Below are 9,345 nucleotides of genomic sequence, written 5' to 3' on the forward strand. Positions count from 1 at the left end.
CGCGGCGATTGATTCGCAGCTTGCCCGTGCTGGCGCGGGAGACGTCGAGCAGATCGTCGACCAGCTGTGAAATATGCTGTACTTGACTCTCAATCAACTCTCGCATTCGCGGCAGTTGGTCGCTAGGCAGTCGAACCATACGCTCTGCAATCATGCTGATAGGTGTTAACGGATTTCGCAGCTCATGGGCCACCATAGCCAGTACGCTTTTCTGCTGGCTCAATGCGCGCTCGGCTGTAGCCTGAAGGTCTTGAGCGCTGAGCGCAGCCATTACCAGCTGCGCATTAGCCTCGCGCAATTGCTGGTACAAACGCTGCTCCTCCAGACGAGGGGGGGGTACAGCGTCTGATTGCGCCAAGAGTATCGCCAGTACCAGCTGCTGATTGGCCTCGATCACTTGCTCGACCTGCTGGGTATCTGCCAACCGGCTGCTGGCGTCGCTCAACTGTTTTTGCAGTGCTGCCATTACGGCGCGCGCTTCAACAGTTTTTTGTCCAAGCAGGAAGAGTTCGTGAGCAGCATTGGCCATCTCACGTTCCTTCTTGCCACCGGCTTTACTCATGAGTCGGGCTCAAACATTTTTATCTCCCGTACGTACCGCTCCTGAACTCTGTTTTGTCGGTCGACCACCGAGCAGCCCCTCCTGGTCCGGCAGCATTTCGCCGATCTGGAGGCCGTTATCGTCGATGTGGTACTGGCGCAACTGATCTGAATGGGCGCTGGCTCGGACCTTGACCACGGCCATGATCCGCAACAAGCGGCTCTCTACTTCAATATAGCGTTGAACGATGATCGCATCGGTGAGAAAGGCGGTGCCGTAAGGACTGAAACGCAGATCGGTGTAGCGGTCTTCCAGCTCGGAGGTCATCAACACACTGACCCCGGCGCCGGTCAGCGCGGTGACCATGCGTGACAGCGACTCGCGGAAGTCATCGCGGAAGTCATCGCGGAAGGTCGGCGCCAGCGCCAGTTCGAAGCCCGACAGCGAATCGATGACCACGCGGGTGGCTTTCAGCCGGGTGATCTCGCTCAACAGCAACTGCACGATTTCGTCGATGGAGAGGTCCGGGGCCCGGCTGTCCACCAGACCGACCTGGCCACTCTGGATCAGGCCAGCGAGGGTGGCATTCTGGGAGTGATTGGGCCGCTGTTCGAACACCGCGATCACGCCGGTTTCGCCATTGCGCGCGCCTTCAGCGAGAAATGTCGCGGCCAGAATGCTTTTGCCCGAACCCGAAGGCCCGGCTACCAGCAAGGAATAGCCACGGGGCAGACCGCCGCCGAGCATCTCGTCGAGCTGCGGCACGCCCATCTTCAGGCGCTTGATAGGGAACTCCAGCGGCGCTTCAACCGGGTTGGGGGCCGTCGGCGCAAAGACCTTGATCCCCGACGTCGCGATGCGGAAGGTATGCAGCCCCGGAAGTGTCGGTTGGCCGCRCATCTTCATGATTTCCATCTTGCGCACCATGGAATTGCGTTGAACGCTTTGACGCAGCCAGATCAGGCCATCGGCCACGGTGAAAATCGGGTTGGTGTCGGTTTCGGTGAAATATTCGCCGATCAGGAAGGTCGTCGCCTGCCAGGTGGTCATCAACATGCCCAGTTGCTGAATGAACTGCGGCAGGTTGTTGTTGGGGTTGTCCTGGGTTTGGCTGGCCAGCACCACCGAACGGAACGAGTCGACGAACACCAGCGACGGAGAGTGCGCCTCCACCTCGCTGACGATGCGCCGCAGCACTTCGTCCAGATTTCCGGCGAGGGTGTCGTTGGCCAGGTTGATATAGCGAATCGAATGGTTGATCGCTTCACTGTCGAAAAAATCGAATTGCTGTTGATAGCGCAGCATCTTCAGTGGCGGCTCGCCAAGCACCGTAAAGAACAGCGCCGGACGTTCGGGCGTCGCCAGGGCAAACATCATCTGGTGAGCGAGGGTGGTCTTGCCGCAGCCGGGAGGGCCGGCGATCAAGTTGAACGAAAACTCCGGCAAACCTCCGCCCAGCACCTCGTCCAATCCTGGCACGCCGGTGGCCAAGCGGTTGATAGTCACTTTGGTGCTCATGGCGAATTTTCCTGCGATGGGGTGTCGCTCAAAGAAGGTTCCCACACGTCACGAAGCAACCGTGCGGTGAGCGAGGGCCCGATCAGCGTGGTCAGCAGTTCGTAGAAGGTGATCAGCATCACTTCACCGAAAAACAACGCATCGGCTTCGCTTTGTTCAACGAGTACGGATTTGAGGGCAGCCAGATCCAGCGCGGCCTGCACGCGGTCATAGGTACCGGCCAGGCGCGGATGAGCGCAAGTGCAAAGCTGGAGGCTACGGCGGTAAAGCGCGGCAACCCCCTGCGGCCCAATGATGGGCGTGAGGGCTGCGTCCATATCCTGCAAGGTTGAAACGATCGCTTGGGCGACCCTCGCAATGTCCGCGTCGGGACCAACACGGTGCGCCAGAGAAGCTACGATCTGGCGGCTCTCTTCGCTTAGCGTGGACATGACGGACTAATATCTGATGGACAGAGCCTGATGGTACACCTTATCTCGAGTTTATCGAGACTCAGTTCTGAGGCAGTATTGAAAAAGCAGTCTGATTGTCCTTTTGGCTGTGATCTGAGCTTGATCCCATCGGTACGGGCTGGAGAATCGGTTAAAGCAAGGGTGTGATCGTCTCTTTTTCTGACGATGCCGAGAGAAAAACCTCCTTTTTACCGGCGCCAGTGGCTCGCTGTGGGGCGGTACGGTGCTACGAGACGGACGCGTTGTGCTGGCTGTGCAATCTCATCTGCCCATTACAACCTATCTGAAAATATTCAAATCTCAGTGAAAATGACCGTCTACGCTTGCGTGTGTGCGGTGGTGATTTTGGTGATGGGTATCTCATGAGTCTGAAGAAAACCGTTGCACAACTGGTGACTTTGGCCGTAGTCGGGTTGGCGGTGCTGCTCGGTTGGTTTGCTTGGGATCATTACACTCGATCACCCTGGACTCGTGATGCGCGAGTGCGTGCCGATGTGGTGACGCTATCAGCCGAGGTCTCGGGACGCATCATTAGCTTGCAGGTGCAGGACAACCAGCATGTGCAGAAGGGCCAGTTGCTGCTGGAAATCGACCCGGCGCGTTACGCACTGGCGGTCGAACACGCGAAGCGCTCAGTCGAAGTGGCGAAAGCCACTGAGGGCCAGTCGAAGGCATCAATCATTTCCAGTGAGGCCTTACTCAAACAACGCCAGAGCGAAGAGCAGAGGCGAAGGACGCTCAAGCAGCGTTTCGCGATCTCCGGCGAAGAGTGGGAAAAGTCCAGTACCGAAGTGGCGGTAGCTCAGGCGGACCTGTTGAGAAACCAGGCCAACCTTGGCTTGGCGCAAGCCAATGTGCAGCTGGCTATTGCGGCCTTGACCCAGGCCGAGCTGGATTTACAACGAACCCGAGTGGTGGCGCCGGTCAGTGGCTATGTGACGAATCTGCTGACCCGCGAGGGTGACTTCGCTAGTGGTGGCGGTGCGCTGTTGGCGTTGGTTGACAGTCAATCCTTTTATGTTAGTGGCTACTTCGAAGAAACCAAGTTGCCGCGAATCGAGGAGGGTGATCGGGTCAGGATCGAGTTGATGAGCGGCGAGACCTTCGGCGGCACCGTACAAAGCATCGCTTTTGCTATCGCCGACCGTGAGAACTCCCCCGGCAGTCGCCTGCTGGCCAACATCAACCCCAGCTATACTTGGGTCAAACTGGCGCAACGAGTGCCGGTGCGGATTCAGATCGACGCCGACTATATCGCCAAAAACAGCCTGCGTGCCGGGACCACGGCCACGGTGACCGTCATGGAAAACCGGGATAATCAGGCAACCCACTAACCCCATATGGGGACGGGCTTATGTGGCGAGGGGGCTTGCCCCCGTTCGGCTGCGCAGCAGTCGTAGATTGGGGCCGCTTCGCGACCCAACGGGGGCAAGCCCCTCGCCACAAAGGCTCGCTCCCACAGGGATATGCGTCGAGGTCCGCAGCGGCGCGGCTTGATTCGCTTTGACGAATCAGCGAAATCAGGCGCTGCTGGCGTTTGCCGTAATCACTGAAGGCGTTCTCCGATTCTTCCAGTGCCAGCAATACGTGCTGCTCATAGGTCGCCAGGGCGCCTTCGGCTTCAGCATCGGCACCGCGCAAACGGGCGCGCACGCTGCCCAGGTCGAACGCCGCCCAGGTGATGCTCGGGCCCAGTGCCCAGGCATTGGCCGCCGACGAGCCGATCTGCGAACCGCGCCCGGCAGTCCAGCCAAGAAAACCGCTGAGGCTCACCCGAGGGAACAAATCAGCCTTGGCCACGCCGATGCGGGCGGTGGCAGCCGCCAATTTGCGTTCGGCGCTGCGGATGTCCGGACGCCGTTGCAACAGCTCGCCCGGATCACCGATGGGCAGGGCCTTGGCGATCGCCGGCAAGTCTTTTGGACTCAGGTCGACGGTCAGCTTGTCTGGACGTTCACCCAGCAGGGTGGCGATGCGGTTGCGCTGACGAACCTGTTCGGCTTGCAGTTGCGGCACGCTGGCTTCGACAGACGCCAGGCGCGCATCGGCACGAACCACGTCCAGCTGATCGCCAACACCGGCGTCACGCAGGCTTTCGGTGATCTTGCGTGACTCCTGCTGATTGTTCAGGTTGGCCAGCGCGATTTTTTCTCGYAGTTGCGCGCCGCGCAGTTGGCCATAGGCGTCCACCAGTTCGGCAATCATGGTGACTTGCAGTTGGTAAAGATCGGCTTCGGCCGCTTGCTGCTCAGCGTCGCTGGATTCCAGGTTGCGCTGGATGCGACCGAACAAGTCCAGTTCCCAGGCCATGTCCAGGCCCAGGTCATAGCGTTCGCTGTTGACCCGTTTGGTGGTCTGACCCGGAATCTGCCCTTTGCCCAGATCGCTGCTCGCGCGGCTGGTGATGGTCGGCATGGCGTCATTGCTGGCGTCATCGCGAATCGCTCGGGCCGCTTTCCAGCGGGCAAAAGCCACACGCAAATCACGGTTGCCCTGCAAGGATTGCTTCACCAACTGGTTGAGGGTCGGATCGTCGAATTGCTGCCACCAGATGCCTTCGAAACGGGCGCGGTCAATGTTCTTCTGACCGGCGCTGCCATCGTTGGCGGCCGTGATGTTGGCCGCCTCGGTGGCTGGGGTTTTATAGTCCGGGCCGACGGCACAGGCGCTCAGCGCCAGTACCAGCAGGCTCGGCAGGAAGGCTTTCAGGCTCATTGTTGCGCCTCCAGTTGCTTTTCCAATTTCAGTGCCTTGGCCGCTTTGCGTTGCTCACCGCGCTCCACAAAGTTGCGAATCAGTACGTAGAACACCGGCGTCAGCAACAGACCGAAGAAGGTCACCCCGAGCATCCCGGAGAACACCGCCACACCCATGGCATGACGCATTTCGGCACCCGCACCGCTGGAGAAAACCAGTGGCACAACACCCATGATGAACGCGAAGGAGGTCATCAGGATCGGCCGCAGACGCAGACGGCAAGCTTCCAGTACCGCTGCCAGCGGGCCGAGACCTTCTTCCTGCTTATCCTTGGCAAACTCGACGATCAGAATCGCGTTCTTACACGCAAGTCCCACCAGTACGATCAAGCCGATCTGGGTAAAGATGTTGTTGTCGCCGCCCGAGGCAATCACCCCGGTAATGGCCGACAGCAGGGTCATCGGTACGATCAGGATCACCGCCAGTGGCAGGCTCCAGCTTTCGTATTGAGCCGCGAGCACCAGGAACGCCAGCAGTACGCAGAGCGGGAACACGAACAGCGCAGTGTTGCCGGACAAAATCTGCTGGTAGGTCAGGTCGGTCCACTCGTAGGTCATGCCGTTCGGAAGTTCATCCTTGAGCAGTTTCTCGATGGCTTTCTCGGCCTGGCCGGAGCTGTAGCCTGGGGCTGCCGCACCGTTGATTTCAGCGGTGATGAAGCCGTTGTAGTGCATCACGCGGTCTGGCCCCGAGGTGTCGCTGACCTTGATGAAGGTCGCCAGCGGGATCATCTCGCCACGGTTGTTACGCACTTTCAGCTGACCGATCTGGTCCGATTCGAGGCGGAACTGTTGCTCGGCCTGAACGTTGACCTGATAGGTGCGACCGAAGCGGTTGAAGTCGTTGGCATACAGCGAACCCAGGTAGATCTGCAGGGTGTCGAAGATGTCGCTGACGGCCACGCCGTGGGTCTTGGCTTTTTCCCGGTCGATGGCGGCATCGACCTGCGGCACGTTCACGGTGTAACTGGTGAACAGACCGGCCAGTTCTGGCACGCTGCGGCTCTTGGCGATGATGTTCATGGTTTCTTTGTACAGCTCGTCATAGCCCAGGTTGCCCCGGTCTTCGATCTGCAGGCGGAAACCGCCAATGGTCCCCAGGCCTTGTACCGGCGGTGGCGGGAAGATCGCCATGTAGGCTTCCTGAATCCCGGCGTACTGGCCGTTCAACGCAYCGGCAATCGCACCGGCGGACATGCTCGGGTCTTTACGCTCGTCGAAAGGCTTCAGGGTGACGAACACGATGCCGGCGTTAGGGCTGTTGGTGAAACCGTTGATCGACAGGCCGGGGAAGGCCACCGCGCTTTCCACGCCAGGCTGTTTCAGGGCCAGGTCGGACATGCGCTTGATCACGTCTTCGGTACGGTCCAGGCTCGCGGCATCCGGCAGTTGCGCGAACGCCACCAGGTATTGCTTGTCCTGGCCAGGTACGAAACCGGTCGGGGTGTTGGAGAAACCGAAGAAGGTCAGCACCATCAAGCCGGCGTACAGCAGCAGGGCGATACCGCTGCTGCGGATTACCCGGCCCACGGTGCCGACATAGCCATGGCTGGCCTTGTCAAAGAAACGGTTGAACGGACGGAACAACCAGCCACCGAAGATCTTGTCCAGCACCTTGGAGAAGCGGTCCTTCGGCGCGTCATGGCTCTTGAGCAACACAGCGGCCAGTGCTGGCGACAAGGTCAGCGAGTTGAAGGCCGAGATSAYSGTCGARATCGMRATSGTCAGSGCGAACTGYTTGTAGAACTGRCCGGTCAAGCCGGAGATGAACGCAGCCGGGATGAACACCGCACACAGCACCAGCGCCGTCGCGATGATCGGACCGGTCACTTCACGCATCGCACGCTTGGTGGCTTCTACCGGAGTGAGTCCGAGCCCGATGTTTCGCTCGACGTTCTCCACCACCACGATCGCATCGTCGACCACGATACCGATGGCCAATAACAGTCCGAACAGCGACAGGGCGTTCAGCGAGAAGCCGAACAGGTGCATCACGGCAAACGTACCGATCAGCGAAACCGGCACCGCCACCAACGGGATGATCGAGGCGCGCCAGGTTTGCAGGAAGAGGATCACTACCAGCACAACCAGGATCAGTGCTTCGAAGAGGGTGTGAACCACCGCCTCGATGGAACCGCGCACGAAGATCGTCGGGTCATAGACGATGCTGAAGTCCATGCCTTCCGGGAAGTTCTTTTTCAGCTCGGCCATTTTCGCCCGAACGTCGTTGGAGATCTGGATCGCGTTGGAGCCTGGGCGCTGGAAGATCGGGATCGCCACCGCCGGTTGGTTGTTCAGCAAGGAGCGCAGGGCGTATTGGCTGGAGCCGAGTTCGACACGAGCGATGTCTTTGAGGCGAGTGATTTCACCATTTTCGCCAGAGCGAATGATGATGTTCTCGAACTCTTCCTCAGACACCAGACGGCCTTGGGTGTTGACCGACAGCTGGAATGCCGTGGCATTCGGTGCAGGCGGAGCACCCAGGGCACCGGCCGCCACTTGACGGTTCTGTTCACGAATCGCGGTGACCACATCGGTGGCGGTCAGGTTGCGCGAAGCGGTCTTGTTCGGATCGAGCCACACCCGCAGCGAGTAATCGCCCATGCCGAACAGCTGCACATCACCGACACCGCCCAGACGCGCCAGCTCATCCTTGATGTTGAGCAAGGCGTAGTTGGACAGGTAGAGCATGTCGTAGCGTTTGTCCGGCGAGGTCAAGTGCACAACCATGGTCAGGTCGGGCGACGCCTTGTCGACGGTGATACCGATGCGCGTCACTTCCTCGGGAAGTTTCGGCTCGGAACGCGTCACGCGGTTCTGCACCTGCACCTGCGCGTTGTCCAGGTCGGTGCCCAGGGCGAAGGTGATGGTCAGGGTGATCTTGCCGTCAGCGGTGGATTGCGAGGACATGTACAGCATGTTCTCGACGCCGGTGATGGCTTGCTCCAGAGGAGCAGCCACAGTTTCACCGATGACTTTAGGGTTGGCGCCGGGGAAGTTGGCACGGACCACCACGGTTGGCGGCACCACTTCCGGGTATTCGCTGATCGGCAACTGGAACAGCGAGATGGCACCGGCGATCAGGATCAGCAGCGACAGTACCGCTGCGAAAATCGGCCGTGAAATGAAGAATTGGGAGAAATTCATCGGAGTAATTGCCCCTTAACCGCGTGGAGTCGCAGCAGCCAGTTTCACAACCGTACCCGGCGCGACCTTGGCAGGTGCGACTTGGGGCAGGTTGCTGGCTTCCAGCGCTTGTCGTTGTTGAGCGAGAGCCGCGAGGGTTTCCTTGCTGGCCATCGGGATCACTTCAGGGCTGACCGGCGAACCAGGGCGAACCCGTTGCAAACCCTTGACGATGATGGTGTCGTCTTTGTTCAGGCCGCTGCGCACGATGCGCAAACCTTCGATTTTCGGACCCAGCTCGACGGGGCGATAAGCCGTTTTGTTGTCGGCATCCATCACCAGCACGAACTTTTTACCCAGGTCGGTACCGACCGCTTCGTCGTTGATCAACACCGCGGAGTAGGTGCCGCTGCCCACCAGTTTCAGGCGTGCATAAAGACCCGGGGTGTAGCTGCCGTCTCTGTTGTCGAACACCGCACGACCGCGGATGGTGCCGGTCTTCGGGTTGACTTGGTTGTCGACGAAGTTCATCTGGCCCTGGTGCGGGTTACCGTCTTCATTGGACAGGCCCATGTAAACCGGGGTGGTGGCGCCGCGTTGACCCTGGCGGGCGAGCTGGTTGTACTTGAGGAATACACGCTCGTCAGCGTCGAAGTAGGCGTAGACCTTGTCGGTGGACACCACGCTGGTCAGGGCGGTGGTATCGGCGGTCACCAGGTTGCCGGCGGTGATTTCCGCACGGCTGACGCGACCGCTGATAGGCGCAGTCACGCGGGTGAAGCTCAGGTTCAGTTTGGCCAGGTCCAGTTGTGCCTGAAGCGCGCCGACGGCGGCGCGAGCTTCTTGAGCAGCGCTGGTGCGCGAGTCGGCGAGTTCGGCGGAAATCGCGTTGCTGGTGCGCAGACGTTCGCCGCGTTGGGCTTCGTTTTCACTGCGGGTGGCTGTGGCGCGA

General features: G+C 59.8%; 6 protein-coding genes and 1 pseudogene. 1 reads left to right on the forward strand and 6 read right to left on the reverse strand.

The window, feature by feature from the left end:
- The 3 genes from AC1DLB_RS19810 to AC1DLB_RS19820 form a co-directional block, all read right to left on the reverse strand.
- Positions 1 to 562 (reverse strand): sensor histidine kinase (locus AC1DLB_RS19810; RefSeq protein WP_477785491.1); only part of this gene is annotated, 562 nt, incomplete at its 3' end.
- Between the two features lie 9 nt (positions 563 to 571).
- Positions 572 to 2,059: an ATPase domain-containing protein gene (locus tag AC1DLB_RS19815; protein ID WP_477785492.1), complete on the reverse strand. Its 1,488-nt coding sequence runs from the start codon at positions 2,057 to 2,059 to the stop codon at positions 572 to 574.
- The gene (locus tag AC1DLB_RS19820; RefSeq protein WP_225602876.1) at positions 2,056 to 2,490 is read right to left on the reverse strand and encodes a hypothetical protein; all 435 of its coding nucleotides are present in this window, start codon (positions 2,488 to 2,490) and stop codon (positions 2,056 to 2,058) included. The genes AC1DLB_RS19815 and AC1DLB_RS19820 overlap by 4 nt, the downstream gene beginning before the upstream one ends.
- Before the next feature lie 383 nt (positions 2,491 to 2,873).
- Between AC1DLB_RS19820 and AC1DLB_RS19825 the strand changes: the two genes are divergently transcribed.
- Entirely contained in the window at positions 2,874 to 3,845 is a 972-nt protein-coding gene (locus AC1DLB_RS19825; protein ID WP_374727782.1) for an HlyD family secretion protein, read from the forward strand.
- A gap of 145 nt (positions 3,846 to 3,990) precedes the next feature.
- Here the strand turns inward: AC1DLB_RS19825 and AC1DLB_RS19830 are convergent.
- The 3 genes and pseudogenes from AC1DLB_RS19830 to AC1DLB_RS19840 form a co-directional block, all read right to left on the reverse strand.
- Positions 3,991 to 5,226, reverse strand: a pseudogene (locus AC1DLB_RS19830) (efflux transporter outer membrane subunit); the annotation flags it as partial.
- Entirely contained in the window at positions 5,223 to 8,414 is a 3,192-nt protein-coding gene (locus AC1DLB_RS19835) for an efflux RND transporter permease subunit (protein WP_477785493.1), read from the reverse strand. The gene AC1DLB_RS19835 and the pseudogene AC1DLB_RS19830, both read right to left, overlap by 4 nt.
- Positions 8,415 to 8,429: 15 nt before the next feature.
- The coding region (locus tag AC1DLB_RS19840) for an efflux RND transporter periplasmic adaptor subunit (protein WP_477785494.1) at positions 8,430 to 9,345 on the reverse strand (916 nt) is incomplete at its 5' end.

Source organism: Pseudomonas sp. 05N434 (genome assembly GCF_056396965.1).